A 26,792-nucleotide genomic window follows, 5' to 3' on the forward strand; every position below is an offset into this window, starting at 1 on the left:
CATGCGAAGCGATATCGGGAATATTGCGCCGTTGCCGGAGCGAGGGCGTGGCCGGCGGTGCGTGCTACAGTAGCCGCTCATGCGCACCCAACCGTCCCTCGAGCCCACCTTCCCGCCGGACCCGCAATTCCAGCCGCTGATGGGCTGGCTCCTGAGCCTGTTCGCGGTCGGCGTGCAGCCCCCATCCAATCCATGAAGGAGCGTCCATGACCGCGCTGTTTCCACACTTTCGTCCACTGCAGGTCGAGGTGGCGCCATCGATCGCGATCAATGCCATCGCCGGTGGCGAGGGCCCGCCCTTGCTGCTCCTGCACGGCCACCCGCAAACCCACGCCATCTGGCACAAGGTCGCGCCCCGGCTTGCCGAGCGTTTCACGGTAGTGGCCTGCGACCTGCGCGGCTATGGCGACTCGGGCAAGCCGCAGGGGGACGCCGACCACGCCAACTACAGCAAGCGCACGATGGCGCTCGATGCGCTGGCCGTCATGCGTTCGCTCGGCTTCGAACGATTCCGCGTGCTGGCCCACGACCGCGGCGCGCGCGTGGCGCACCGGCTGGCGCTGGACCATCCCCAGGCGGTCGAACGGATGGCATTGCTGGATATCGCGCCGACCCTGGCGATGTACGAGCAGACCTCGGAAGCGTTCGCGCGCGCCTACTGGCACTGGTTCTTCCTGATCCAGCCGGCGCCCATGCCCGAGCGCCTGATCGAGGCCGACCCGGCTGCCTATGTGCGCGATGTGATGGGCAAGCGCAGCGCTGGCCTGGCGCCGTTCGATCCGCGCGCGCTGAGCGAATACCAGCGCTGCCTGGCGCTGCCGGGCGCGGCGCACGGCATCTGCGAGGATTACCGTGCCGCCGCCGGCATCGATCTCGAACACGACCGGCTCGATCGCAAGGAAGGGCGAAAGCTCGAGATGCCGCTATTGGCGCTGTGGGGCGAGCAGGGCGTGGTGGGGCGCTGCTTCGATCCGCTCAAGGAGTGGAAACTGGTGGCGGACGACGTGCAGGGCGGGGCGCTGCCCTGCGGTCACTACATCGCGGAAGAAGCGCCCGAGCTGCTGCTCGAGCGCGTGCTGCCGTTTTTCGCCGGCTGAAAACGTCAATCCACAGCCCGCACCCTTGAAACGTCGTTCCCGCGCAGGCGGGAACCCAAGCCTGCATGATCCGCCGGCAAGGTCCACGCAGCCGGCTGCGTGAAGGACTTGGGTTCCCGCCTGCGCGGGAACGACGTGCGAGAGGCGCGGGGACGACGTGTTAGAGGCGCGGGCTGAATCACATGATCAAGCCGCAGCGCCCGCGAACTCGATCGTCGCCGTCAACCCGCGTCCACCTTCGCCGTCCGACAGCACGATGATGCCGCCATTGCGCGCGGCGCCCCGTTCCGCGATCGCCAGTCCCAGGCCGCTGCCCGATTGTTCCTGTCCCGGCACCCGGTAGAAGCGTTCGAAGACCTTGTCGCGCAGGTCCGGGTTGACGCCCGGGCCCTGGTCGGCGATCGCCAGCCGATAGATGTGGCCGATGCGGCAAAGGCGCACCGCAATGCGGCTGTCCTGCGGCGAATACTTGATCGCGTTGCTGATCAGGTTATCGACGGCTGACGCCATGCTTTCCAAGTGCAGCGGCAGGCTGCCGTCGGCATCGGCGTGGAACTCGATCTCGATATTGCGCTGCACCGCCAGGTGGGCCGCCGCCGCCACGCGGTCGCGCACGAACTCGGCGACGTCGGTCTGCGGGCGGGGGTGGTCGACCTGCGGCTCGGCGCGCGCCCGCTCGAGGGCCAGCAGCTGGTGCACGGTGTGGGTGGCGCGCGCCACGCCGCTCCGCAGGCCCGCCGCCGGCTCGGCGCAGCGCTCGGCCATCTCGCTGCCGGCGCGGCTGAGCAGCACGTGGGCATTGATCTGGATGGCCGCCAGCGGCGTCTTGAGTTCATGAGCGGCGTCGGTCAGGAATTCATGCTCGTGCTCGATGCGCTGCGACAGGCGCGCCATCAGGCCGTTGATCGCGTCCACCAGCGGCGACAGTTCGCGGTAGGTGGAATCCGGCAGGGGCGTCAGGTCGCCGTCCGAACGCTGGGCGATGCTCGACGCGATCGAACGCAGCGGGCGCAGGCCGATGCCGACGATCAGCCAGGCGGGAATCAGCAGTAGCGGCAGGCTGAAGATGGTCGAAGACAGCAGGAATCCCACGCCGCCGATCGAGAACATCCATTCGTCATCGACTTCGTGGCTGCGCTCGACCACGATGTCCTGGAGCTTGTCCTGCGCTTCCCAGCGCACCCAGGAGTAGGCGTCGCGGGTGGCGACTTCCGGCAGCCGGTCGGGCCACTGGGGCGCCGAGTTGTAGACCAGGCGGCCGTGCAGCCAGACGCGCACCCTCACGTGCGAATGGTAGTCGAGTTCCTGGAACATGCGCACGCGGTTGGCCTCGATCTCCTCCAACACCGGCAGCATGCGCTGCACATCGGGCCCGACGTCGGACAGGTGGGCCTGGATATTGGCGGTGTGCGCCTTGTTTTCGCTGAAGGTGCGGCTGCGTTGGGTCGCCTTGGCCTCGAGGAATACCCACACCAGCCCGATGATCGCCACGACGACGATCACGCCCGTGAAGCTGAACATCAGGCGCTGGAACAGCGACGACGGCCGGTTCGCCAGCCGCCTAAGCATCCTGCTGCACCATATAGCCGACGCCGCGCACGGTGCGGATCACGCCTTCGCCGATCTTCTTGCGCAGGTTGAAGATGTGCACGTCCAGGGTCTGGCTCTGGCCCTCGCCGGCGGGCAGCGCGCGCCGTTCCAGCTCCACCCGGGTCAATACCCGGTTGGCCTGCTTCATGAGCGTCAGCAGCAGGGCGAACTCGGTCTTCGACAGGGTCACCGGCTGGCCGCCGCGCGTCACCGCCATGCGGTTTTCGTCGAGCACGATGTCGCCCGACGTCCACAGGTTTTCTTCCAGTGTGCCGTGGCTGCGGCGCACGAGGGCGCGCAGGCGCACCAGCAGTTCGGGGATCTCGAACGGTTTGATCAGGTAGTCGTCGGCGCCCAGGTCGAAGCCCTTCAGGCGGTCTTGCAGGCTGTCGCGCGCGCTGATGATCAATACCGGCAGGCGCACGCCGTCGGCGCGCAGGGCGCGCAGCACGTCGTTGCCGTCGCCGTCGGGCAGGCCGAGGTCGAGCACCACCGCGTCGAAGGCCTCGCCGCGGATGCGCGCCCCGGCATCGGCCGCGAGGCGCAGCCAGACCGCCGTGTGGCCCTCGTCCTGGAATACCGACAACAGCGCCTGGCCGATGGCGAGATCGTCTTCGATCATGAGAATTTTCATTGCGCGAGTTTACCAGTGTGGCGTAGCGTCAGGGCTTTGGTGAATCTTCAGATTCGCTTCAGCTCATGCGTTGACCCCGCCCGCGCGATATCGGACCATCGCACCCAACCAGCAAAAAGCTGGAATAAATATAATCAGGAGACAGACATGACGACACGTCGGGACGGCGCGCGGCGCCAGCGCTTTCAGTCACATTTCCAGTTACATCCTATTGCAGGCGCCTGCGCGCTGCTGTTGATGGTAACTCCGCTGCACGCGCAGGAAGCCGGCGCCCAGGATCCCGAGGACGCGGTCCGGCCCGCGGCGACGGTCACGGGAGAAGCGCCGCTCGCCACCGTCAATGTGTCCGGCATCCGGCGCGGCATCGAGGCCGCCATCGAGATCAAGCGCAACGCGACGTCCATCGTCGAAGCCGTCTCCGCCGAAGACATCGGCAAGCTCCCCGACACCACCGTCGCCCAGTCGATCTCACGCCTGTCGGGCGTGACCACCCAGCGAAGCAAGATCAACGGCAAGGCGACCGAGGTCAGCGTGCGCGGCATGTCGCCGACCTTCAATGGATCGTTGCTCAACGGCCGCGAACAGGCCTCGACCAGCGATGCGCGCAGCCCCGAATTCGACCTGTTCCCGTCCGAGCTGACCGGCAGCGTGCTGGTCTACAAGACGCCGGACGCGAGCCTGATCGGCCAGGGCCTGGCCTCGACCATCGACCTGCGCACCCTGCGCCCGCTCGATTTCGGCAAGCGCATGTTCGCCGCCAATGCGCGCAAGGAGCGCATCGGCTTCGGTTCCGGTTCCGACCTCGGCTCGGGCCACCGCAAGACGCTGACCTACGTCGACCAGTACTTCGGCCGCAAGCTGGGCCTGTCGGTCGGCCTGACCTCGTTCAAGCAGGACAACGGCGGCGAACTCAAATTCGACAGCTGGGGCGCCAACACCGCCGACATCGACTACAACGGCCAGACCGTCAAGGCGATCAACGGCTTCATGGCCGAGACCTCGCGCCGCAAGGCCGAACGCGACGGTGCTTCGGTGACCCTGCAGTTCCGCCCCAACGACAAATTCCGCTCGACTTTCGACGCGTTCTATTCGCGCGGCGAAGAGGCGACCAAGAAGACCGGCCTCGAAGGCGCGATCGTCGGAGGCACCGGCATCTACGATCCCAATGCGGTGCTGACCGACGCCACCATCGAGAACGGCATCGTCACCGCCGGCACCTTCAGCAACTACAAGGGCGACGTGCGCAACCACCTGTTCTCGAACAAGGACAGCCTGCTGTCGCTCGGCGTGAACAATGAGCTCAAGGTGGGCGAATGGCGCATCGTGAACGACCTGTCGTACTCGAAGGGCACCAAGCGCATCAGCAATTTCGAGACCATGGCCGGCCAGCCGGGCAACACGCCCGAAAGCCAGCTCGGCTCGATCAGCTATAGCGGCTTCAATGGCAGCAACTTCGCCGACGTGCGCTATAACCCGAGCCTGAACTATGCCGACCGCAACGTGGCCGTGCTGACCGACGTCGCCGGCTGGGGTGGCGGCCCGCTGTCGCCGCAGGCCGGCTACCTGGCGCTGCCGACCATCGACGACAAGGTGCAGGCGGTGCGCCTGTCGGCCGAACGCGATACCGACTGGGGCCCGCTGGCCACCGTGCGCTTCGGCGTCAACTACACCAAGCGCGACAAGTCCCGCCTGGGCGAAGAGGGCCGGCTGTCGGTGCGCGGCGGCGACGGCTATGCCGCGATCGCCATGCCGGGCAGCGGCACTGAGGTCGCCGGCCCGACCGGCATCCCGGTGGCCTCGTTCGACCCGACCGGGAGCCTGGGCTCGCTGTACGAATTGAACCGCTGGGTCGACGCCACCGTGCTGGCGCGCGACTGGAGGGTAGGCGAAAAGGTCAGCACCGCCTACCTGATGGGCGAACTCGATGGCACCCTGATGTCGCTGCCGTACAGCGGCAATATCGGTGTGCAGGTGGTCGACACCCGCCAGCGCGCCAGCGGCAACCAGGTCGACCTGGCCAACTGCACCGGCATCACTACCGACACCTGCCCGGCGGTCGTCAAGACCGGCGGCATCGATTACACCAAGGTCTTGCCCAGCCTGAACCTGACCTTCGACCTGGGCAACGACCAGCTGCTGCGCCTCGGCGCCGGCAAGCAGGTCTCGCGCGCCAACCTGGACAACCTGAAGGCCAGCATGAACTTCGGCCTGCAGAGCGCCACCGCCGACGACCCGGCGCTGACCGGCTTCGCCGGCAATCCGGAACTCAAGCCCTATGAGGCGCGCGCGCTCGACCTGTCGTACGAAAAATACTTCGGCAAGAAAGGGTATATCAGCGCCGCGCTGTTCTACAAGAAGCTCGACAACTACGTGATCAATGCGCCGCAGATGTTCGACTTCGCCCAGTACACCAGCGCCAGCACGCCGCTGCCGGCCACCGGCCAGTATGCCGGCTCGACGATCGGCTTCCTGACCATGCCGCAGAACGGGGAGGGCGGCATCATGCGCGGCATCGAGCTGTCGGCCAACCTGCCGTTCGGGCTGGTGGTCAATGCGCTGGACGGCTTCGGCGTGCAGGTGAACCATTCGCATACCGATTCCTCGGTGCGCCTGCCGACCAGCGCCTTCGTCACCGGCAGCAATGCGCCGGTGTTCAATGGCGCGGTGTCCGAGATCGGCCTGCCTGGCCTGTCGCGCAACGTGACCAGCCTGCGCCTGTACTACGAGAAGCACGGCCTGCAGGTGTCGCTGGCGGCCTACCGCCGCTCGAGCTTCATCGGCCAGATCCTCGACTACCGCAGCGAATCGCAGTTCACCTTCATCAAGGGCGAGACGATCGCCGACGCCCAGGTGTCCTACGATTTCCAGGGCGGCATGCTGCAGGGCTGGTCGGTGTTCCTGCAAGGGCATAACCTGACCAACGAACCGTTCCGCGAGTACACCAGCGATCCGAAGGTGTACACCAACACCGTCAATTTCGGCCGCACCTATTCGGCGGGTATCAACTACAAGTTTTGAGCAGTAATCAAAGCAGTAATCAAAGCAGTAATCAAAGCAGTAAACAAGGGAGAAATATGGTTTCCAGATTCATGAATGCCAGCCTGGCCACGCATTGCTGCGTGGTGCTGGGCATGGTGGTGAGCAGCAGCGCCTTCGCGGCCGAGGCGATGAGCGCGAGCGTCGAGTCGCCGGGCAAGGTGCTGAACGTGTCGGTGCAGGTCGCGCCGGACGGGCGCCTGTCGTACCAGGTCGAACGCAAGGGCCAGCAGGTGATCGCGCCGTCGCGCCTGGGCTTCGTGCTGGGCAGCGACAAGCCGCTGGACTCGGGCTTCAAGATCGAGCGCCAGGTCGTCACCGACCATGACAGCAGCTGGGAACAGCCGTGGGGCGAGCGCCGCACTGTGCGCAATCACTACCGCCAGATGCGGGTCGACGTGAAGAAGAACGACGGCCGCCGCCTGGCGATCGTGTTCCGCGTGTTCGACGACGGCCTGGGCTTCCGCTACGAATTCCCCAAGCTGCCGAACAACCGCGCCACGCACATCGCCGACGAGCTGACCGAGTTCGTGGTGGCCCAACCCGCCACCGCCTGGTGGCAGCAGGCCGGCGAAGTCTGGGCGCTGGAATACCCGATCCAGAAGTCGCCGTTGCGTGAAGTGGGCATGGCCAACACCCCGATGACGGTGCGCATGGAGAACGGCACCCACATCGCCTTCCACGAGGCGGCCCTGGTCGACTACGCCTCGATGTGGCTGCGCCGGGTCGAGGGCCAGCGCCTGCGCGCGCACCTGACCCCGTCGGCCACCGGCAACCCGGTGGTGCGCACCGGCGCCTTCACCACGCCATGGCGCACGATGCAGATCGCCGACGATGCGGCCGGCCTGTACATGTCCGACCTGGTGCTGAACCTGAATGAACCGAACAAGCTGGGCGACGTCTCGTGGGTCAAGCCGTCCAAATATGTCGGCGTGTGGTGGGACATGCACCTGGAAACCAAGTCGTGGGCCTCGGGTGCGAAACACGGCGCCACCACCGAATACACCAAGCGCTACATCGATTTCGCGGCCAAGCACGGCTTCCGCGGCGTGCTGGTCGAGGGCTGGAACCCGGGCTGGGACAGCGACTGGGCCGGCAATGGCCTGGACATGGACTTCACCAAGGCGCATCCGAGCTTCGACATCGCCGCCGTGACGGACTATGGCCGCAAGAAGGGCGTGCACCTGATCGGTCACCACGAGACCGGCGGCAACGTCGCGCACTACGAAAAGCAGATGGACGCGGCGTTCAAGCTGTATGCGAAACACGGCGTGGACAGCATCAAGACCGGCTACGTGACCGACGGCGGCGCGGCCCAGTTCATGGGCAAGAACGGCAAGGTCCATTTCGGCTACACCGACTCGCAAGAGGGCGTGCGCCACTACCAGAAGGTGGTCGAGGAGGCGGCGCGCTACAAGATCGCGATCAACACCCACGAACCGGTGAAGGACACCGGCCTGCGCCGCACGTATCCGAACTGGATCTCGCGCGAAGGCGCGCGTGGCGTCGAGTACAACGCCTGGGGCAATCCGGTCAACACGGTCGACCACGAGGCCAACCTGGTGTTCACCCGCATGCTGAGCGGTCCGCTCGACTACACGCCGGGCATCCTGAGCCTGGAAGGCAAGGACAAGCGGCCGTTCAATTCGACCCAGGCCAAGCAGCTCGCCAACTTCGTGGTGATCTATTCGCCGGTGCAGATGGCGGCCGACCTGATCGAGCACTACGAGCGCTATCCGGGCCCGTTCCAGTTCATCAAGGACGTGCCGGCCGACTGGGAAGACACCCGCGTGCCGCACGGCGCGGTGGGCGAGTACGTGACCATCGTGCGCAAGGACCGTCATTCGGATGCCTGGTACGTCGGCTCGGTGACCGATGGCACGAAGCGTACCCTGGACCTGAAGCTGGACTTCCTGGACGCCGGCAAGACCTATGTGGCCGAGATCTACCGCGACGGCGACAACGCCGACTACCGCGACGACAAGCGCCGCTTCGACATCGCGATCGAGAAGCGCAACGTCACCAGCGCCGACACCATCAACATGGTGCTGGCGCCGGGCGGTGGGCAGGCGATTCGCCTTGTGCCGCGGTAGGGTGGACGGGTTCCCCGTCCACGCGGTGATGGTTAGCGGTTCGGGTATCGAGCCGGATGATCCCGCCGTCAACCATCAGCGCTGAAGTAACGGAACGACGCGGGCGCGCATGGGCCGGAAGCACCGGCCCTGCGCGTTCGGCGGATTTGGCATATGCTGTTGGATTGTCCATACCGCGTTGACGCAATTCGAGTCCGTCGTCCCATGTCCACATCACCGTCTTCACCTTCCACGATTTCCCCCGCCGCTTCCGGCACCGTCATGCAAATCCTGTTCTCGGTGGCCTTCGTTCACCTGCTGAACGACTGCGTGCAGGCCGTGCTGCCGTCGATCTACCCGCTCCTGAAGCATGAATTCGACCTGACGTTCACCCAGGTCGGCCTGATCACCCTGACCTTCCAGTGCACCGCCTCGCTGCTGCAGCCCTGGATTGGCCTGTACACCGACAGGCGTCCGATTCCGTTCCTGCTGCCGGCCGGGATGTGCGTGACCCTGGTGGGCGTGGGCCTCCTGGCCTGGGCCGACAGCTTCGCGATGCTGCTCACCGCGGCGGCGATGATCGGCGTCGGTTCGTCGACCTTCCACCCCGAGGCCTCGCGCGTGGCGCGCCTGGCGTCCGGCGGGCGCTTCGGCTTTGCCCAGTCGCTGTTCCAGGTCGGCGGCAACGCCGGCTCGGCGCTCGGCCCGCTGCTGGCGGCGGCCATCGTGGTGGGACGCGGCCAGGGCGAGATCGCCTGGTTCATGCTGCTGGTGCTGGTCGCGGTGGCGGTGCTGGTTGGCGTGAGCCGCTGGTACAGCAACCACCTGACGAATATGATCAAGAAGGCCGCGCAGCACGCAGGTCCGGCGCTGCCGCGCAAGAAGGTGATCCAGGCCCTGGTGGTGCTGGCGCTGCTGGTGTTCTCCAAGTACATCTACATGGCCAGCCTGCAGACCTATTACACCTTCTTCCTGATCGAGAAATTCCACCTGCCGGTCGGCACCGCCCAGCTCTACCTGTTCCTGTTCCTGGCCTCGGTCGCGGCAGGCACCTTCGCCGGCGGCCCGATCGGCGACAAGATCGGCCGCAAGCGCGTGATCTGGTTCTCGATCCTGGGCGCGGCGCCGTTCACCATCATGCTGCCGTACGCGAACCTGTTCTGGACCGGCGTGCTGTCGGTCGTGATCGGGCTGGTGATGTCGTCGGCCTTCTCGGCCATCGTGGTCTTCGCCCAGGAGCTGGTGCCGGGCAAGGTCGGCCTGATCTCGGGCATCTTCTTCGGCCTGATGTTCGGCATCAGCGGCGTGGGCGCCGCGGCGATGGGCCATATCGCCGACATCCACGGCATCGACCAGGTGTACCGGATCGCGTCCTTCCTGCCACTGCTGGGCATCATGGCGGCGCTGCTGCCGAAGGTCGAAGGGGCGAAGCGCTAGCGCCGCGTGCATTCATAAGGATAGTCTCCATGGACTTGAACGATATCCAGCGCATCGCCGCCTTCGACGACAACGGCCAGGGCGGCAATCCGGCCGGGGTCTGGATCGGCGCCGCCTTGCCGCCGGCCGGCGAGATGGCCCGGATCGCGCACGAGGTCGGGTTTTCGGAAACCGCCTTCGCCACGCCGGAAGGCGAGGCTTGGCGGGTGCGCTATTTTTCACCGGAATCCGAGGTGCCCTTCTGCGGGCACGCGACCATCGCCCTCGGCGCCGCGCTGGCCCGCGCCCATGGCGACGGCCGCTATGCGCTGACCCTGACCGCGGCCAGCATCACGGTCGAGGGCCGGCGCGACGGCGAACGGGTGCATGCGGCGCTGCAGTCGCCGCCGACCCGCAGCAAGGCGGCCGACGCGGCGCTGGTCGATGCGGCGCTGGCGCTGTTCGGCTACACCCGGGCCGATCTCGACCCGCGCATTCCGCCGGCACTGGCCCACGGCGGCGCCGACCACCTGGTGCTGGCGCTGTCGAGCCGAGCGCTGCTGGCGGCGATGCGCTACGACCTGGATGCCGGCCGGGCGCTGATGCTGGAACACGGCCTGGTGACGGTCGTGCTGGCCTGGGCCGAGCATCCGCAGTTGTTCCATACCCGCAATCCCTTCGCCTCCGGCGGCGTCTATGAAGATCCGGCCACCGGCGCCGGCACCGCGGCACTGGCCGGCTACCTGCGCGACATCGGCTGGCTGCATGGCGGACGCATCGAGATCGTCCAGGGTGAAGACATGGGCGTGCGTTCGCGTTTGACGGCCGAAATCGGCGAGGAGGCGGGCGGCTCGATCCGCGTGTCAGGAACGGCGCGGTTGATGTAAAGCAATATTCCTTTAACTTATGGTAGTTGGTTGGACAAAACCGACAACTTTGTCATAAAACCACTAGTGTACTTACTAGCAAACAGAGGGCTAAAAGCACGCCTGCTCAACAGTTCGATTTTCCGTGAGCGGATTGATAATTTGATCCAGACCAACCCTGTTTCAATCTTATCAACCCAGGAGTACCGCCATGGAGCTGTTTCCAGCAGCTGTGTTCAACCCCTCGAAAGCGTCCCCACCGCGCACCGCGCGCGGTCCCGTCGCTGGAGGCGCGATCGAGCGTTTGCCGTTCACTATCCGCCGGGTAGAAACCGAAGCGGATTTACTCAAGGCCGTGCGCATCCGCCACGCCGCCTATGCCCGCCATGTCCCGGATTTCGCCCGCAGCCTGGCGCAACCCGAGGCAGCCGACTACGACGCCGACACCATCGTCCTGCTGGCCGAGTCCAAGCTGGACGGCACGCCGATCGGCAGCACCCGCATCCGCACCAACCTCTACCGCCCGCTGGGCGTGGAAGAGTCGATCGTCCTGCCCGACTGGCTGCAGGACAAGCGCCTGGTCGAGGCGACCCGCCTCGGGATCGACGAGGGTCGTGTCGGTCGCATGGTCAAGATTGCACTGATCAAGGCCTGCTTCATGTATTGCGAAGACAACGCCATCGACTATTCCGTGGCGACCGGCCGTCCACCCGTGGACAAGCAATACGATCAGCTGATGTTCGTCGACGTATTCCCTGAACTGGGCCTGGTGCCGCTGCGTCACGTGGGCAATATCCCGCATCGCGTGATGGCATTCGAGATCGCCACCTTCCAGCAGCGCTGGGCCGAGGCGCGCCATCCGATGCTCAACTTCTTCTTCAATACCCACCACCCGGACATCGACGTCGGTCCGATTGCGCCGCCATCGTTGGCGCTGCCGCAACGCCCCGTGCCGCCGGCCGTGCGGCCACGCGTCGAACTGGCGTTCGCTTGACGTTCTCCTGATCGTCATCCGGGATCGTCATCCGGGATCGCGGGGCGCAGCCTGAACGGGCTGCGCCCCTTCGCGTTTCTGCTCGGCCAATTCACGTTCGCGGGCCCGCGCCAGGTCGTGGTCCAGGAAATAGGTGAGGAAGGTCCGGATGGCGGCGATCGCCGCCAGCCGTCCCAGCTCGTCCCAGCCGGGCGCGATCGTGGTGCCGACGATGTCGGCGGCAAGCTGGAAGGTGAGGGCGACCACCAGCCAGTCGCCGAAGCCGATGAAGGCCGCGTGCACCCGCGCCGGCGTGGCCGCGCCGCGCAGGCATAGCGCCACCACCCGCGCCAGCGCCTCCAGGGCGCCGGCGGCCACGGTCAGCACCGCGAGCGCGTCGAGCGCCAGCGCGATCCAGCCGGCGGCCGCATGCACCAGCGCATCCATCCTGTCCCCCCGTCCGGAGCCAGTCATCATCCTAAGCACGTTCCAGGTATGCGCGGTACTGGACCTTGGTCGTAGCGCTGGGGCGTCAGTGCCAGGGCAAGGCCGGAGCGCACGACGTTTTTGACGAGATATGGCACAAAACGCGGCGCGGACTGTCTACACAGTTCCGGCAATGCGAGGCGCAGCAGTGAATGGCGCCGGCGCGGCCCCGATGTCCCAACCCCTAGCTCCGAGAGGTCAGTCATGAAGACGTTCACGCACAGCCCCCGCAGCCAACCCGTCCACCGCAGCCTAGCCATCGCCGCAGCGCTGCTCTGTTCACCGCTCGCCGCCGCGCAAGACGTGCTCCCGGTCGAGTTGCTCGAAGAACGCAACCTGGTGGGTCTGGGGGTGTTCGCGGTGCCCGACTATTACGGCTCCGGCGATTACCAGGCCGCCGTCGCCCCGGTACTGCACTACAACTTCGGCGAAGACCGCTACGTGCGGGTGCTGGGTCCCGAGATCCTGGCCAACCTGGTGCCGCGCAAGGATTGGCGCGCCGGGCCATTGATTCGCTGGCGCATGCGGCGCGACGACGACGTCGACGACGAGGTCGTCAAACGCATTCGCCCGGTCGCCACGGCCACCGAGATAGGCGCCTTCGTCGCCTATCACATGCCGCTGACGCAGGGCCAGCCGATGCACAAGCTGGTGTTCAGCGCCGACGTGGTCGGCAACACCAATAATGTGTACGACGGCGCCACCGGCAATATACGCGTCAACTACGTCCATCCCTTTCCGCAGCCGGTCGCCGGCCAGCAGCTGATCGGGAGCATCGGCTTTGGCCTGTTCTTCGCCAGTAAGGACTTCAACCGCAAGTATTTCGGCATCAGGGATACCGACGAGGTCCTGTTCCCGGAGCGGGGCGGCCTGATCTACGACCCCGACCCATCGGTCACGTCGATCAAGATTCCCTTCAGCCTGACGACCCAGCTGAACCCGGAATGGCTGATGACGTTCGGTGGGCGTTATGAGCGGCTGCTGGACGACGCCAAGGACAGCCCGGTGGTGGAGGGGCGCGGGGACGCCGACCAGTGGACGGTGGGGATTGCGTTCTCCTACCTGTTCTGACAGGGGCGGGCCGGCGTCGCCTATCTGGCAAACAGGAAGGTCACGCTCAGGCGCACGCCCCAGTCGCGCGGCCCGCCGGGCGGGCTGTCGGCCCAGTAGCGCAGGCCGCCGCCGATCGACATCGGCTGGCGGCCGAACTTGATCAGCTTGCTGGCGGTGAGATTGACCGGCACCGACCACTGCTCCTGTTTCCAGTCGTAGCTCGATTCGGTGTTGATGCCGAAGGTCCAGGCATCTTTGGTGGTATAGCTGAGGAAGGGCTGGAGGAAGGTCGCGCTGACGTTCGGCCGGTCGTCATGGCCGGCGAACGACCAGATGTGGTTCGCCAGCGCCCATAGGTCCACGGTCCGTGCTGGCGGAGCACGACCCCGGTCGGGCCGATTCCCCACTGGCGTGCGCTGAGCGCGCTCTCGCTGCCGGTGGGCAGCAGGAAGGCCGGCCCGGCGCCCCAGACGATGCCGTTGGCGCCGGGGCGCGAAGGCGAGATGAAGAAACTCTGCGTGACGTCGCCGATGCCGTGCTGGTGGCCGGCGCCGGGAGTCAGTTCGTGCTGGCTGATTACCGGCAGGATGGTGCGGCTGATCAGGGTCCAGTCGGGATTGAGCGTGACCGGCACCACCGGCTGCACGTTCAGGGTGAACCTGTGGCCGTCGCGTGTGGGGCCGTAGCGGCGGTCGTCGTTGGCCTGCAGCGGCACGCTGATCATCGCGGCCACCGGATTGGCCAGCTTCTTGGCCAGCTCTTGCGCGTCCTGCGCGTGGACGGGCTGGCAGCAGAGCCAGGCCAGGCCGGCCGCCGCGGCGCAGGCGCGCCTGCTGTTCGTCGCCACGGGCTCACCCCGGAGGCGCGACCACGACATAGTTCACGCTGGTGCCCGCATATTGCGGCTGGTACCAGGTGCTGCCGCACTGCTGGTACGTAACGCCGGCCCGGACCACGGCAACGCAGGACGGCGGGATCGAATAGGCGATCGAACCGATCGCCGCTGCCGTCACCGCCACCGCGCCGGCCACCGCCAGCCCCGCGCCGGGGCGGTAGTAATCATGGTCGACGTCCACATTGATATTGCGGTTGACGTTGACGTTGCGGTTGACGTTGCCGTAGCCATTGACCGAGGTGCGGCTGACGTTGCGCGAGGCCTGGTAATTCCCGCCATAGGCGCCGCGATGCGCCTGGACGCTGCCGCTGCGGCTGACCGCCGCCGCCCCGCCGACGCGTCCCGCGCCACGCTGGGCGGCGGCCTCGTAGGCGATGACGACGACGGCCAGCGCGAGCAGCACACCGATGACGCGCCGGTGTCCTGGAGTGAGCGGCATGGTTTCTCCCCCGTTCATTTGATCGACGCGACCTTGCCGTCGGCCGTCTGCAGCGCGATCTTCATCGCGCCCGACGGCGGCCGGAAGGAAAAAGTGGCATCGGCGAAGCGCGGCGCGAGGTTCCAGCGCAGCCACGCCGTGTGGGTCGGTTCGCCCGGCTGGGCGATGGCCGTGACCGTCAGTTTGAGGGGCAGCGGCGTCTTGCCGGCCTGGATCCACACCTGCCAATCCACGCCTTCCTGGCGGTAGGCGTAGTGCTCGGCCTTCAGGCTGCCGACCGTCGCCGGACCGATGTAGTGCGCGGCGCGGATGTCGGACACCGGAGCTTGTTCCGTCCCCCAATAGAACAGGTCGGCCAGCGGCAGTTCGATGCCGTACTTCGCGCCCAGCGCATCGACGGTTTCGCGCAGGGTCGGCGGGGCCGCGACGGTGGCGTAGTACTTCAGGCGCGGGCCGTAGACGGTCACCGACTTGCCGTCATAGAAAATCTGGCGCTGCTTGCGGTCGTTGGCGATGTCGACCTGCAGCCGGTCGGGCCGGCGCACCTTGAGGTTCGCCGTGCTGTCGAACTGCAGTTTCATGCCGTCGTCCATCACGGTCTCGGTCGTGGCGCGGCCAAGGACCTCGAAAGAGGGCAGGGTGCGCAGGTAGGCGCCCATGGCGGACAGGGCCGAGATTGCTTCGGGTTCGATATCGGGCTGGGCGGCTTGTGCCGGCTGGTCGGTCGGGGCCGGCGCCGGCGGCGCATTCTGTGGCGCATCCTGTGGCGCCGCCAGGCAGGCCAGCGGCACGCAGGCCGCGGCGCAGAGGAGTCGGATCGGGACGGCCCGCATATGCCTTCCTTTCGTTTGCGAACAAACCACGCCGGGCCGTTCGATGCGCTGCGCGACCGGCCGCCATGGGTACCAGTGGGCCATCGGCGCGGCGGGCGCGCAATCGGACCTTGGCCCTACTGTCAATGCCAAACCGTTGTGAATTGGTCTTTTCTGGCCCAATAATTGCATGACGGCACTAGCGTTAAGCTGTATCCTTGCGCTTTAATGCCCGGCGTCCGTCGCGCAGCGTCACCTGTTCCATCCAAGATCGTCCATGCCCAACGTCAAACATCAGCTCCGTGCAACGCTGCCGGCCGCGCTCCACGCGGCTGTCGAGCTGATACTGAAGATCTTTGCCTATTACCTGATCCCGGTGGGGATCGGCATCGTTTCGCTGATCGCGCTGGTGTTCTGGCATGACGAATACCGCACCAGCGGCGACGTGCCGCTCGCGATGCACGTCACGATCGACCAGTCCGCAACGCTGGCTCCAGGCGATGCGCTGGCGCTGGCGCGCGCCACGCCGCTGACCAATGGCCACGACACCCACCTGTCCGAAGCGCCGGTATGGTTCGCCTTCGAGCCGATGCCGCGCGCCGGCGAGCAGGTGATCGAATTCCCGTCGCGCCACGCGCTCGACATCGCCTGCTGGGATGCGAGCAGCCTGAACCCGCTCGGCGCCGCCACCCGCAGCACCGACCACGGCGTGCTGCAGGCCGACAAGGCCGGCTTCGCGATGCGCCTGGCGCCGCTGCCGCGCCAGCTGCTGTGCCGCGCCACCTTCTCGGGCCCGGCGCGCCTGTCGGTGCTGCAATGGCCGGCCGATCAGTTCGCCTTATCGGTCAAGCAATACCACCGCAAGTCGGGCCTGCTCGACGGCGGCATGATCGTGCTGGCCCTGTTCATCATCATCACGGCCCTGATCAACCGCCAGCCGGTCTACGTGCTGTTCGCCGGCTGGCTAATCCTTAACCTGCGCGTGGGCGCGCTGTCGGCCGGCTGGGACATCCAGTGGCTGGGCCAGACCGTGCCGTCCGAATGGCTGCTGCGCAGCCGCGCCGTGACGATCACCCTGTACGGCATCGCCACGCTGACCCTGTACCAGGCGCTGCTCAAGGAGCACCTGGCCGAGATGCGCTACCTGCTGCCGATGCGCGTAATGCAGTGGCTGTGCATGCCGATGCTGGCCGCGGCCATGCTGCTGCCGTATGGCATGTACCTGCCGCTGCTGTGGGGCATCCTGGTGTGCTGCTTCTCGCTGATGACGATCGGCCTGTTCAAGATCATCGTGGAATCGCGCACCCGGGTCGCGGCCTGGTTCGCGGCCTCGTTCGCGGTGACGTTCCTGGCCTCGCTGGCCGAGGTCTTGTCGGCCGCGCTCGGCATGCGCGAACTGCTGGGCGTGATCAACAGCGTCACCGCGGCGCTCGCATCGAGCCTGCTGGCGGCGCTGGCCGTGGCCGAGCAGATGCGCATGGAAACCGAGAAGCGCCAGGAAGCCCAGGAAGAGCTCGAGCACGCGTACCAGGCGATGCCGGTCGGCCTGTTCACCCTCGATATGTACGGCCACTTCCTGAGCGTCAATCCGGCGCTGCAGAAAATGCTGGGCATGAGCGGCTTCACCCCGGGCCGCACCGCCTGGCGCCAGTTCTTCACTGAAGCCAGCTGGGCCAACCTGCACGAGCAGGTACACGCCAAGTCCGAGGCCGAGATGGAGCTGGCCAGCCGCGACGGCAACCAGCGCTTCCTGGTCAGCGCCACGCTGGCGCGCTCGCGCATCGAGGGCGTGCTGCAGGACACGACCGAAAAACACAAGGCCACCGAGCAGCTGCGCTTCATGGCCAATAACGATCCGCTGACCAAGGTCTACAACCGGCGCGGCATCGAACGTGAATTCTCGAGCGCCGCCGCCAGCCTGGCCGCGGGGCGGCCGATGGCGCTGGCCTATGTGGACCTCGACCGCTTCAAGCTGATCAACGACCTGTTCGGTCATGCGGCGGGCGACGAAGTGCTCAAGCAGGTATGCGAGCGGATGGGCACGATGCTGGCCGGCGGCCAGCAGATCGGGCGCGTGGGCGGCGACGAATTCGTGATCGTGATGCCCGAGACGGCGATCCCGCTGGCCTCGATCATCTGCCGCGGCATCGTCGACCGCCTCGGCAATACCCCGTACCGGGTGGGCGACAAGGCCTTCCATGTGCGCGCCTCGGTCGGCCTGATCGAGGTGGTGCCGGGCATGCCGATGAAGGATGCGGTATCGACCTCGGACCGCGCCTGCCGCGAAGCCAAGACCGGCCTGGGCGACGGCCTGGTGGTGTATGAACGCGGCGCCGATGCCTTCCGCCAGCGCGCGGCCGAACTGGACCTGGTCGAGCGCCTGTCCGGCCCGGACGCGACCGACAACCTGCTGCTCGAGATGCAGCCGATCATGTCGCTGCGCGCGCCGCACGAATCGCTGAACTTCGAGGTCTTGCTGCGCATGCGCGAGCCGGATGGCCGCGTGGTGCCGGCCGGCGCCGTGATCGCCGCCGCCGAGAAGAGCGGGCGCGCCAGCATGATCGACCGCTGGGTGCTGACCACGACCCTGGCCTGGATCGCCGAGCACACCGAAGACCTGGTCAATACCCGTTTCGTGTGCATGAACCTGTCGGGGGCCTCGCTCAACGACGAGCGCTTCGTGCAGGACACCTTCGACATCCTGGGCCGCTACGTGCACGTGGCGAGCCGCCTGTGCCTGGAAATCACCGAGAGCGTGGCGCTGCACGACCTGGACAACACGCGCCGCTTCATCGACCAGGTGCGCAGCTTTGGGGTGAAGGTGGCGCTGGACGACTTCGGCGCCGGTTATACCTCGTTCTCGTACCTGAAGGAACTGCCGGCCGACGTGCTGAAAATCGACGGCAACTTCATCGTCAACATCAACGCCCACCCGGCCAATGTGGCGATCGTCGAGGCGATCGTGAGCCTGGCCGTGAACCTGGGCATGAAGACGATCGCGGAATGGGCCGAGGACGCGGCCACCGTGCAGACGCTGCACGAGATCGGCGTCGACTACGTGCAGGGCTATGTGGTGGCGCGCTCGATGCCGCCCGAGCGTTTATTGGAAGGACGCTCGAGCGCCGGCTTCATCAAGGACGAAGAACTGCTGGAACTGCTGCGCGAGCTGGAGAATCCTCCGGCGCCGCACCTGGCGAGCGTCAGCCGGCTGCACTGAGCCGGCTGCACTAAGCTTATTCCAGACCCGCGAGGGTTTCCTTGCTGCCCACATCGCCGATCAGGAATTGCGCGCGCGCCGCCTTCAGGGTGGCGACGTCGCTGGCCAGCGGCGTGGCTTTCACCCGTGGCATCGGCGCGGCGCTGCGCTGCAGTGCGCGCGCGGGCGGCAGCACGTCTTCCCGGGCCGCCAGCGGATAGGCTGCGATCCTCGTCACCCCTTCGCTGGACGGCATGCTGGCCATGCGCACGGTGGCGGCGCCCGCTTCGCAAGGGCGGTCGGTGAAAGTGACGCGGCCGGCGCCGTCGATGCACTTGACAATGACGGTGTCGGAATAGGCGCTCGGCGCGGCGATCGCGGCGGCGGCCAGCAGGCAGATGCTCAGTTGACGCTTCATGGTTGGCTCCTGGACGGATCCGTATTCAGGAATTTCATTGTCTTCCTTGCATCAATACGCTTCTGTTCGCCACTTCACGTGGGCGTGTAGGCCTGCGCGCCGTCGTTTTTTACAGAACCGCCAGTCTTGGATAAAATGTCCAATATGACCAAGACATTGCCAAGCAAGGAAGAATCCGCGCTCATCGAGCAGGTGCGGCACATCGCCGAGGGCCTGGCCCAGACCTTCGCGCCTTTCTGCGAGGTCGTCGTGCACGACCTGCGCGACCCCGGCCACGCGGTGTTGGCTATCCACAACAATCTCTCCAGCCGTGCGGCCGGCGATCCGGCCACCGAGCTGGGACTGGCGCGCATTGCCGACAGCGCCTATCCGCAGGTGCTCGCCAACTACCCGAACCAGTTCCCGGACGGCCGCCCGGCCAAGAGCACCTCGATCGGCATCAAGGATGCCGACGGCAACTACGTCGCGGCCCTGTGCCTGAACGTCGACCTGACCCTGTTCCGTTCGATGCAGGGCATCCTGGAACAGTTCAATGCGTTGGGCGAGGCGCCGCTGGGCGAGTCGCTCGATCCGGCCAACGCCGACGGCATCCGGCGCCGCATCGACGCCTATGCAGCGCGGTTGGCGTCCTCGCCCCAGCTGCTCAAGGCGCACGAACGGCGCGCGCTGATGCGCGAACTGAAGGAGGGCGGTTTTCTCGAAGTGCGGCGCGCGATGGAAGTGGCGGCCTCGCACCTCGGCATTTCTCGGGCGACTGCCTACAACGACATCAAATAGAATTGAGCGGTACCGTTTATCAGAGGAGTCAGTCGTGAAGACAGCCGTGTACAGCGCCCGCCGCTACGACAAGACCATGCTGGCCCAGGCCAACGCCGACGCCGGCCATGAATTGCGCTTCCTCGAAGACCGGCTAAGCCGCGAGACCGCGATCCTGGCCGAGGGCTGCGCGGCGGTCTGCGTCTTCGTCAACGATACCGTCGACGCCGAGGTGCTGGGCATCCTGGCAGGGCAGGGCACGCGCCTGGTGGCGACCCGCTCGACCGGCTACAACCACGTCGATGCCCACGCCGCGCGTGAACTCGGCATCGCGGTGGTGCGCGTCACCGACTATTCTCCCAACTCGGTCGCCGAGTTCGCGGTCGGGCTGTTGCTGGCGGTGAACCGCAAGATCGCCCGCGCCAGCGTGCGCACGCGTGAAGGCAACTTCGACCTCGACGGCCTGATGGGTTTCGACTTGCATGGCAAGACGGTCGGCGTGATCGGCACCGGCAAGATCGGCACCATCTTCGCCCGCATCATGGCCGGTTTCGGCTGCACCCTGGTCGGCTATGACCGTTATCCGACGCCGGCCTTCGAGGCCCTGGGCGGACGCTATATCGGCGTCGACGAGCTGCTGGCCTGCAGCGACGTGGTGTCCTTGCACTGCCCGCTGCTGGAAGAGACCCACCACATCGTCAATGCGGCGGCGCTGGCGCGGGTCAAGCGCGGCTGCGTGCTGGTCAATACCAGCCGCGGTGGCCTGGTCGACACCGAGGCGGCGGTGCAGGCGCTCAAGAGCGGCCAGCTGGGCGGCCTGGCGATCGACGTCTACGAGCAGGAAGCAAGCCTGTTCTTCCAGGACCTATCGTCGACCATCATCACCGATGACGTGATCCAGCGCCTGGTGTCGTTCCCGAACGTGATCGTGACCGGCCACCAGGCCTTTTTCACGGTGGAGGCGATCGGGCAGATCATGCGTACGACCATCGACAGCATCGGGGCCTTCGAGCGGGGCGAGGAACTGGTCAATCGGATTCCGGATTGATGCAAGGTGCATGACTTGGTCCGTGGGCTGGACAGGCGATGCTCGCCTGCGGTACGGTTCTCGGCATTGCCAGTGACCAGGAAAGCCAGATGCACGTAGAGCGAATTCGTTTCGACCGGGTGTTCGATGTCCGGGAGCGCGTCAAGGAATTCAGTTTCGAGGAGGGCGGCTGGCCTGTCTACGGCGTCAGCGCCCTCGGCTTGGGCATTCCACGTGAAGGCGCGACCTATGCCGTCGCTTTTCAGGAGCGTGGCAACTGGGGAACGGTGGTCGGCTGGCGTGAACTGTCCACGTCGAAGGTAGTCCTGCGGCGTAGCTCGCTGGCGGCCATTACACAGCCACTGCCTTTCGTGGCCCCGCTACTACCTGGTGTGTTCGCCGTTGTGGATAATCCTGGCGCCTCGAAAGCCTATCTCTCCCTGGCGGCGCTGGTGTTGCTAGGCGCTTTTGCCTATACCGTGCGGGCCGTAGCGCGTAACCGGCGGGCCGCCAGGGTCTTGCGGGATGCCGATGTATTCACCGGTACGGAGGTCATGCCATGAATGCCCGACTGGAAGACTTCGCGTGCATCGTGCTAGTGACGTTCGACCGCGTGTTCGACGTGCAGGGAGGCACCTTCAGCTTCGAAAGCGGCGGCAGGAAGGAGTATGGCGTCAACTTCTCCGACGGCACGGTTCCGCGCGACGGCTCGCGCTATGCGATCGCCCTGGTCGAACAGGGCAACTGGCAAAAGGTCGTGGGTTGGCGCGACCTCTCCACCCCGGACGTCGTGCTTGCCGAATCGGCCTGGGACGTCGCACTGGCGCAGGCATGGATCGTGTACTGGTTCGGGCCGTTCTTCGTTTTCGGCGCGCTGCTGTTCTTTGGCGGCTGGGCGGCGCTCGCGGTCTTGCTGCTGTTCCTGTGGGCGGCGGTGTACTTCGTGCGGCAGGCGCGCGAGCGCAACCGGCTGGTCGACCAGGCGTTGCGCGACATTCCGCCGGCCGCGCCGCCGGGCAATGGACCCAGGATCGGGAAGACCGGGAAAACGTGGCTTACCGGCGTGCTGAACATTGTCCGCTGGTGGCCATAGCAAGGAGGTGACCCGGCATCGCTGCGGTTTGACGCTTCATCCAGAATTGGATAATATGTCCAATATTGGATGAATCGTTAAACCGACCGCAGTGAACTGAAAGGATAGCGCCATGACCGCAGCATCGCTCCCCACTTACGAAGACGTCGCCCAGGCCGCCGAGCGCATCCTGGGCGCTGCCCACCGCACGCCGGTGCTGACCTCGCGCACCGTCAACGAGGAATTCGGCGCCGAGGTGTTCTTCAAGTGCGAGAACATGCAACGCATGGGCGCTTTCAAGTTCCGCGGCGGTTATAACGCGCTGGCGAAGTTCAGCCCCGAGCAGCGCCGCGCCGGCGTCGTCGCTTTCTCGTCCGGCAACCATGCGCAGGCGATCGCGCTGTCGGCGAAGATCCTGGGCATGCCGGCCACGATCGTGATGCCGCAGGATGCGCCGGCCGCGAAAGTCGCCGCCACGCGCGGCTATGGCGCCACGGTGGTGACCTATGACCGCTATACCGAAGACCGCGAGCAGATCGGCCGCGAGCTGGCCGACAAGCACGGCCTGACCCTGATTCCACCCTACGACCACGCGGACGTGATCGCGGGGCAGGGCACGGCGGCCAAGGAGCTGTTCGAGGAAGTCGGTCCGCTGGACGCCTTCTTCGTGTGCCTGGGCGGCGGCGGCCTGCTGTCCGGCTCCGCGCTGGCCACGCGCGCGCTGTCGCCGGGCAGCATGCTGTACGGCGTTGAGCCGGAAGCCGGCAACGACGGCCAGCAATCGTTCCGCACCGGCGAGATCGTCCACATCGACACGCCGCGCACCATCGCCGACGGCGCGCAGACCCAGCACCTGGGCCAGTTGACTTTCCCGATCATTCGGCGCGATGTGAACGACATCCTCACCGTCAGCGACGAGGAGCTGGTGGCTTGCATGCGCTTCTTTGCCGAGCGCATGAAGATCGTGGTGGAGCCGACCGGTTGCCTGGGGTTTGCCGCTGCGCGCCGGATGAAGGATCAGCTGAAAGGGAAGAAGATTGGGGTGCTGATCAGTGGCGGGAATATCGATCTGGGGCGGTTTGCGAGCTTGATCGGCGATTGATCGACTTCTGGGAAGCGGTCATGCGCCTGGCTGCAAATCAGGCCCTACAAAAAAAGAGGGAGCATCTCTGCTCCCTTGGCGATCAGTAGTGGTAGCGGCAGGACAGGATAATCAACTCTTCATCCTGTACTTCGTAGACGAGGCGATTTGTCTCATCTATTCGCCGCGACCAGCACCCACTGAGGCTGTGTTTCAAGGCCTCGGGCTTGCCTATTCCCGCAAAGGGGTCTCTCTGAACATCCTTGATTAAATCATTGATGCGCTTGAGCGTCTTCTTGTCCTGCGTCTGCCAGTAAATATAGCTTTCCCAGCCCTCATCCGTGAACTTCAAGTGGCGCATGTTTTGATTCCTCAGCGTCGGATATGTCGAGTAATTCCCGATGCTGTGCTCGACCAGAGCGGGCCTGTGCAATCGACTTGGCGAGGTGGGCTGCGTTCGCCGGCGAGCTTAACAGGTGCACAGTCTCCATGAGACTGCTGTAGTGATCGAATGACATGACGACTGCATCAGGCGCGTCGCGGCGCGAGATGACGGTGACGTCAGCATCTTCAACTACCTGGTCGATAACAGTCCGAAGACTGTTTCGGGCATCGGAAAAGTTGATGATTCTCATGTATCACTCCATTCGCTCAATAGTCGTAGTCATTAGCAATAGTCGCAGGCGTAAGCAATGATCGCGGGCGTTAGCAGTTGTCGCAGGCGTTAGCAATGGTCGTGGTTAGCATTAATCGCTGGCGTGAGCAATAATCGCGGGCGTCAGCCGTTGTCGCAGGCGTTAGCAGTAGTTGTAAGCGTGTTATCGAAAGGATATACATGTACGATAAGCCGTACATGTATCAGTATAGCGCGGTTCACCGGTTCGGCAAGCGAAATGAGCAGATCACGCCGCCAACGGCAACGCCACCTGCAGCATGAACCCACCCCCTTCGCGGTTACGCACTTCCAGCCCCGCATTATGCCGGGTCAGCACCCGCTCCACGATCGCCAATCCGAGCCCGGCGCCATTCGCCTGGCCGCGCGCGCTGTCGAGCCGCGTAAAGGGCTTCATCAGCTGCGCGATCTGGTCCGCCGGCACCCCGACCCCATGGTCGCCGATCTCGATCACGGCGCGCCGGCCGTGGCCGGTGGCCTTCACGCGCAGCACGATGTCGATGTCGGTGCAAGAGGTGCCCGGCGTATTGCCGTAGCGGCGCGCGTTCTCGATGATGTTGTTGATCACGCGCCGCAGGTCGGTCGCGTTACCCATCACGTGCACGCCCGGCATCAGGTCGGTCTTGACGTGCAGGTCGGGGATGCGGGCCGCTTCGCGGCCGACGTCGGACAGCATCTCGGACAGGTTCACCGGCACGAAGGTTGCCGCCTCGGTCGGCTTGGCGTAGTCCAGGAACTGGCCGATGATGGCGTCCATCTGCGCGATGTCCGACTGCATGCCTTCGCGCGCGTCCGTCGACAGGTTCGCCATCTCGACTTCGAGCCCCATGCGCGCCAGCGGCGTGCGCAGGTCGTGCGAGATGCCGGCCAGGATCACGGCGCGGTCCTTTTCCACCTGCGCCAGGTCTTCCACCATTTGATTGAAGCTTCGATTTGCCTCGATGATCTCCTGCGAGCCCTTCTCGGGCAGGCGCACCGGGCGCTCGCCCTTGGCGATGGCGCGCGCGGCGGCCGTCAGGCGCGCCAGCGGGCGGTTCACCAGGCTCGAGATCAGCGCCGCGCCGACCACCGACAGAAGGCCCACCAGCACGGCCCAGCCCAGCCACTGCACGCGGGTGAGGCCGGCCAGGCGCTCGCGCTCGAGCATCAGCCAGTATTTGTCGTCCTCGATATTGAAGCTGATGTAGAAGCCCGGCACGCCGTTCACGCCGCTCGAGAAGCGCGTGTCGGCGCCCAGGCGTTCGCGCACGATGGCCGCGATCTCGGGCATCAGGGGATTGTGCGGCGGCGGGTCGATCACGTCCGTGTCTTCAAGCGTGAAGATGCGGATGCCTTCGTTCGACACCAGTTCGAGCAGCAGCTCGCGCCGCAGGTCGGGCGCGGAGTGGGTCAGCGCGGCCTTGGTGATCGTCACCACCGACACCACCAGCTCCGCCGTCTGCTGCACCTGCTTGTCGCGCTGGAACACGCTGATCATGCCGATCCAGGCCAGCATCGAAGCCGCGGTGAGCACCGACATCAGGAAGAAGGTGCGCCAGAACAGGCCGCTCTTGAACCAGGCGAAGCGCAGGGCGCGCCGCGCTTGGGCGATTGGGGTGAACACTAGCGCGGCTGGCCTTCAGGAATGAACACATAGCCCAGGCCCCACACGGTCTGGATGTACAGCGGGCTCGATGGATCGGGCTCGATCAGCTTGCGCAGGCGCGAGATCTGGACGTCGAGCGAGCGGTCGAACACTTCGTATTCGCGGCCGCGGGCCAGTTCCATCAGCTTCTCGCGCGACAGCGGCTGGCGCGCATGGCGCGCGAACACCTTGAGTACCGAGAATTCGCCGGTGGTCAGCGGCACCGTTTCGCCATTCTTCTTGAGCGTGCGCGTGCCCAGGTCGAGCACGAAGTCGCCGAACTCGAAGGTCTGCGGGGTTTCGGACGGCGCGCCCGGGATCTCGTCCGGGCCCTTGCGGCGCAGGACGGCGCCGATGCGGGCCACCAGTTCGCGCGGGTTGAACGGCTTGGGCAGGTAGTCGTCGGCGCCCATCTCGAGGCCGACGATGCGGTCGACGTCCTCGCCCTTGGCGGTCAGCATGATGATCGGGGTCTGGTCGCCGGCGCCGCGCAGGCGGCGGCAGATCGACAGGCCGTCTTCGCCGGGCAGCATCAGGTCGAGCACCAGCAGGTCGTAACGCTCGCGCAGCCACAATTTGTTCATCGCCGGCGCGCTTTCGGCGGTCACGACCTGGAATCCCTGTTCGGTCAGGTAACGGCGCAGCAGGTCGCGCAGGCGTACGTCGTCGTCCACGACCATGATCTTGGCGGAGTGGCCCGCTGACGCGCCCGTACCCGCATTATTGTTCGAAGTCGTTGAAGTCATAGAGCTGTCCAGAATTGTCAGATGAATGTCGCTATGGTAACTTCTTATGGCTGGAGCAGAAGCACGACTCAGCTCAGCCATTACAATGTGTTACAAACTTTACCCAATTAGTCTTACTCCACTTTCGGTATGCACCTACACTGGCGACAAGTGATCAACACAGCTTATCCGTTTATCAGGCATCGCGGAAGAGGAACACCATGAACCACGCGCACAACGACAAACCAGCAGGATTCGGCGCCAATGGCGGCCGGCTCGCCCGGCTTGCGCGCCTTGGTGTCATCGCCTGTGTACTGGCAGGCACTGGAGCCAGCGCATTGGCGCAAAACCAGGAGCGCGATCCACGCCGCGATGAAGCGGCGATGCGCGACCGTTACCAGATGCAGGCCCAGCAGGATCCGCGCGTCTACGAGATGCGTGACCAGGACCGTCGCGCCATGGAGGCGCAATCCGACGCGGCGCGCGAAGAGCGCCGTCGCGGCCGGCTGTCGCCGGACGAGCGGCGCGACCTGCGGCGCCAGATCAAGGAAGGTTCGGAACTCTATCCGAACACCCGCCGCCGCTGAAATGCGGTCGGCAATGTAAAACGACGGCGCCGATGGCGCCGTTGTCGTTTCTGGAATTTGACATTTCCCAAGTCGCCGCGCTGGCGTATCTGGCGCGTTTTTGCTGGATTTCGCCGCAAATGCCGTCTGTCGCAACCGTGTCGGCCCCGTAACAAATTTTCTTTTTAGAAATCTAGTTGCCATATGTTCATTTAGCTTGCGCAACATGCTATGTTTACGTCCACCTTACTGTTGGCAGGGTATTTGTCGCCAACATACTTCCCT

The 26,792-nt window shown here is 65.6% G+C and carries 26 protein-coding genes; 14 read left to right on the forward strand and 12 right to left on the reverse strand.

Going from position 1 to position 26,792, the window contains the following annotated elements; genetic code table 11:
• Positions 1 to 206: 206 nt before the first annotated feature.
• Positions 207 to 1,097 carry an alpha/beta fold hydrolase gene (locus SOM28_RS17260; RefSeq protein ID WP_320468841.1) on the forward strand — a complete coding sequence of 297 codons (891 nt, stop codon included), beginning with the start codon at positions 207 to 209 and terminating at the stop codon, positions 1,095 to 1,097.
• A 186-nt stretch (positions 1,098 to 1,283) separates the two neighbouring features.
• On the opposite strand, the gene SOM28_RS17265 is transcribed toward SOM28_RS17260, so the two are convergent.
• Together SOM28_RS17265 and SOM28_RS17270 are read right to left on the reverse strand one after the other, a co-directional pair.
• Entirely contained in the window at positions 1,284 to 2,666 is a 1,383-nt protein-coding gene (locus SOM28_RS17265; RefSeq protein ID WP_320468842.1) for an ATP-binding protein, read from the reverse strand.
• The gene (locus SOM28_RS17270) at positions 2,659 to 3,309 is read right to left on the reverse strand and encodes a response regulator transcription factor (protein WP_307719559.1); all 651 of its coding nucleotides are present in this window, start codon (positions 3,307 to 3,309) and stop codon (positions 2,659 to 2,661) included. The genes SOM28_RS17265 and SOM28_RS17270 overlap by 8 nt, the downstream gene beginning before the upstream one ends.
• Positions 3,310 to 3,468: 159 nt before the next feature.
• On the opposite strand from SOM28_RS17270, the gene SOM28_RS17275 reads away from it, so the two are divergent.
• The 5 genes from SOM28_RS17275 to SOM28_RS17295 all read left to right on the forward strand — a co-directional run bounded on the left by SOM28_RS17275 (position 3,469) and on the right by SOM28_RS17295 (position 11,705).
• Entirely contained in the window at positions 3,469 to 6,339 is a 2,871-nt protein-coding gene (locus tag SOM28_RS17275) for a TonB-dependent receptor (RefSeq protein WP_320468843.1), read from the forward strand.
• A gap of 56 nt (positions 6,340 to 6,395) precedes the next feature.
• Positions 6,396 to 8,450 carry a glycoside hydrolase family 97 protein gene (locus SOM28_RS17280; protein WP_320468844.1) on the forward strand — a complete coding sequence of 685 codons (2,055 nt, stop codon included), beginning with the start codon at positions 6,396 to 6,398 and terminating at the stop codon, positions 8,448 to 8,450.
• Positions 8,451 to 8,711: 261 nt separating this feature from the next.
• Positions 8,712 to 9,866, forward strand: a complete 1,155-nt coding sequence (locus tag SOM28_RS17285; protein WP_320468845.1) for an MFS transporter — start codon at positions 8,712 to 8,714, stop codon at positions 9,864 to 9,866.
• A gap of 29 nt (positions 9,867 to 9,895) precedes the next feature.
• Positions 9,896 to 10,732 carry a PhzF family phenazine biosynthesis protein gene (locus tag SOM28_RS17290; RefSeq protein ID WP_320468846.1) on the forward strand — a complete coding sequence of 279 codons (837 nt, stop codon included), beginning with the start codon at positions 9,896 to 9,898 and terminating at the stop codon, positions 10,730 to 10,732.
• A 190-nt stretch (positions 10,733 to 10,922) separates the two neighbouring features.
• Entirely contained in the window at positions 10,923 to 11,705 is a 783-nt protein-coding gene (locus SOM28_RS17295; protein WP_123067916.1) for a hypothetical protein, read from the forward strand.
• Positions 11,706 to 11,732: 27 nt separating this feature from the next.
• On the opposite strand, the gene SOM28_RS17300 is transcribed toward SOM28_RS17295, so the two are convergent.
• Positions 11,733 to 12,161, reverse strand: a complete 429-nt coding sequence (locus SOM28_RS17300) for a DUF1622 domain-containing protein (RefSeq protein ID WP_320468847.1) — start codon at positions 12,159 to 12,161, stop codon at positions 11,733 to 11,735.
• A gap of 213 nt (positions 12,162 to 12,374) precedes the next feature.
• On the opposite strand from SOM28_RS17300, the gene SOM28_RS17305 reads away from it, so the two are divergent.
• Complete coding sequence (locus tag SOM28_RS17305) at positions 12,375 to 13,241, forward strand: MipA/OmpV family protein (protein ID WP_320468848.1); 867 nt, start codon at positions 12,375 to 12,377, stop codon at positions 13,239 to 13,241.
• 20 nt (positions 13,242 to 13,261) lie between these two features.
• On the opposite strand, the gene SOM28_RS17310 is transcribed toward SOM28_RS17305, so the two are convergent.
• From SOM28_RS17310 to SOM28_RS17325, 4 genes are read right to left on the reverse strand one after another with little or no spacing between them, the layout of a single operon-like run.
• The gene (locus tag SOM28_RS17310; protein WP_320468849.1) at positions 13,262 to 13,414 is read right to left on the reverse strand and encodes a hypothetical protein; all 153 of its coding nucleotides are present in this window, start codon (positions 13,412 to 13,414) and stop codon (positions 13,262 to 13,264) included.
• Positions 13,384 to 14,070, reverse strand: a complete 687-nt coding sequence (locus SOM28_RS17315) for a hypothetical protein (RefSeq protein ID WP_320468850.1) — start codon at positions 14,068 to 14,070, stop codon at positions 13,384 to 13,386. The genes SOM28_RS17310 and SOM28_RS17315 overlap by 31 nt, the downstream gene beginning before the upstream one ends.
• A 4-nt stretch (positions 14,071 to 14,074) precedes the next feature.
• Positions 14,075 to 14,557 carry a hypothetical protein gene (locus SOM28_RS17320; protein ID WP_123067913.1) on the reverse strand — a complete coding sequence of 161 codons (483 nt, stop codon included), beginning with the start codon at positions 14,555 to 14,557 and terminating at the stop codon, positions 14,075 to 14,077.
• Between the two features lie 14 nt (positions 14,558 to 14,571).
• Positions 14,572 to 15,390, reverse strand: a complete 819-nt coding sequence (locus SOM28_RS17325) for a DUF2092 domain-containing protein (RefSeq protein ID WP_183407310.1) — start codon at positions 15,388 to 15,390, stop codon at positions 14,572 to 14,574.
• A gap of 256 nt (positions 15,391 to 15,646) precedes the next feature.
• Between SOM28_RS17325 and SOM28_RS17330 the strand changes: the two genes are divergently transcribed.
• On the forward strand, positions 15,647 to 18,586 hold the full coding sequence (locus SOM28_RS17330; RefSeq protein WP_320468851.1) for a putative bifunctional diguanylate cyclase/phosphodiesterase: 2,940 nt from the start codon (positions 15,647 to 15,649) through the stop codon (positions 18,584 to 18,586).
• Between the two features lie 16 nt (positions 18,587 to 18,602).
• Here the strand turns inward: SOM28_RS17330 and SOM28_RS17335 are convergent, their stop codons facing one another.
• On the reverse strand, positions 18,603 to 18,983 hold the full coding sequence (locus tag SOM28_RS17335) for a DUF4124 domain-containing protein (protein WP_320468852.1): 381 nt from the start codon (positions 18,981 to 18,983) through the stop codon (positions 18,603 to 18,605).
• Positions 18,984 to 19,118: 135 nt separating this feature from the next.
• Between SOM28_RS17335 and SOM28_RS17340 the strand changes: the two genes are divergently transcribed.
• The 5 genes from SOM28_RS17340 (at position 19,119) to SOM28_RS17360 (ending at position 22,940) form a co-directional block, all read left to right on the forward strand.
• Positions 19,119 to 19,760 (forward strand): helix-turn-helix transcriptional regulator, encoded by a 642-nt coding sequence (locus SOM28_RS17340; RefSeq protein ID WP_123067909.1) that lies wholly within the window; start codon positions 19,119 to 19,121, stop codon positions 19,758 to 19,760.
• Positions 19,761 to 19,794: 34 nt separating this feature from the next.
• Positions 19,795 to 20,787, forward strand: coding sequence for a 2-hydroxyacid dehydrogenase (locus SOM28_RS17345; RefSeq protein WP_320468853.1), 993 nt, complete (start codon positions 19,795 to 19,797; stop codon positions 20,785 to 20,787).
• A 38-nt stretch (positions 20,788 to 20,825) separates the two neighbouring features.
• On the forward strand, positions 20,826 to 21,329 hold the full coding sequence (locus SOM28_RS17350) for a hypothetical protein (RefSeq protein ID WP_123067907.1): 504 nt from the start codon (positions 20,826 to 20,828) through the stop codon (positions 21,327 to 21,329).
• Complete coding sequence (locus SOM28_RS17355) at positions 21,326 to 21,859, forward strand: hypothetical protein (RefSeq protein WP_123067906.1); 534 nt, start codon at positions 21,326 to 21,328, stop codon at positions 21,857 to 21,859. The genes SOM28_RS17350 and SOM28_RS17355 overlap by 4 nt, the downstream gene beginning before the upstream one ends.
• Positions 21,860 to 21,971: 112 nt before the next feature.
• On the forward strand, positions 21,972 to 22,940 hold the full coding sequence (locus SOM28_RS17360) for a threo-3-hydroxy-L-aspartate ammonia-lyase (RefSeq protein WP_123067905.1): 969 nt from the start codon (positions 21,972 to 21,974) through the stop codon (positions 22,938 to 22,940).
• Between the two features lie 82 nt (positions 22,941 to 23,022).
• Here the strand turns inward: SOM28_RS17360 and SOM28_RS17365 are convergent, their stop codons facing one another.
• The 4 genes from SOM28_RS17365 to ompR form a co-directional block, all read right to left on the reverse strand.
• Positions 23,023 to 23,280: a Txe/YoeB family addiction module toxin gene (locus tag SOM28_RS17365; protein WP_123067904.1), complete on the reverse strand. Its 258-nt coding sequence runs from the start codon at positions 23,278 to 23,280 to the stop codon at positions 23,023 to 23,025.
• A complete protein-coding gene (locus SOM28_RS17370; protein ID WP_123067903.1) occupies positions 23,255 to 23,554 on the reverse strand; it encodes a type II toxin-antitoxin system Phd/YefM family antitoxin in 300 nt (99 codons plus the stop codon). Before SOM28_RS17370 ends, SOM28_RS17365 begins: the two co-directional genes overlap by 26 nt.
• 267 nt (positions 23,555 to 23,821) lie before the next feature.
• A complete protein-coding gene (locus SOM28_RS17375) occupies positions 23,822 to 25,195 on the reverse strand; it encodes a sensor histidine kinase (RefSeq protein WP_123067902.1) in 1,374 nt (457 codons plus the stop codon).
• On the reverse strand, positions 25,195 to 25,962 hold the full coding sequence (ompR, locus tag SOM28_RS17380; RefSeq protein ID WP_123067901.1) for an osmolarity response regulator transcription factor OmpR: 768 nt from the start codon (positions 25,960 to 25,962) through the stop codon (positions 25,195 to 25,197). The genes SOM28_RS17375 and ompR overlap by 1 nt, the downstream gene beginning before the upstream one ends.
• Positions 25,963 to 26,162: 200 nt before the next feature.
• Here ompR and SOM28_RS17385 point away from each other — a divergent pair, with 200 nt between their 5' ends.
• Entirely contained in the window at positions 26,163 to 26,528 is a 366-nt protein-coding gene (locus SOM28_RS17385) for a hypothetical protein (protein ID WP_147934806.1), read from the forward strand.
• Positions 26,529 to 26,792: the final 264 nt, after the last annotated feature.

This window comes from Massilia sp. CFBP9026 (assembly GCF_034045165.1).
GTDB lineage: Bacteria > Pseudomonadota > Gammaproteobacteria > Burkholderiales > Burkholderiaceae_D > Telluria > Telluria arenae.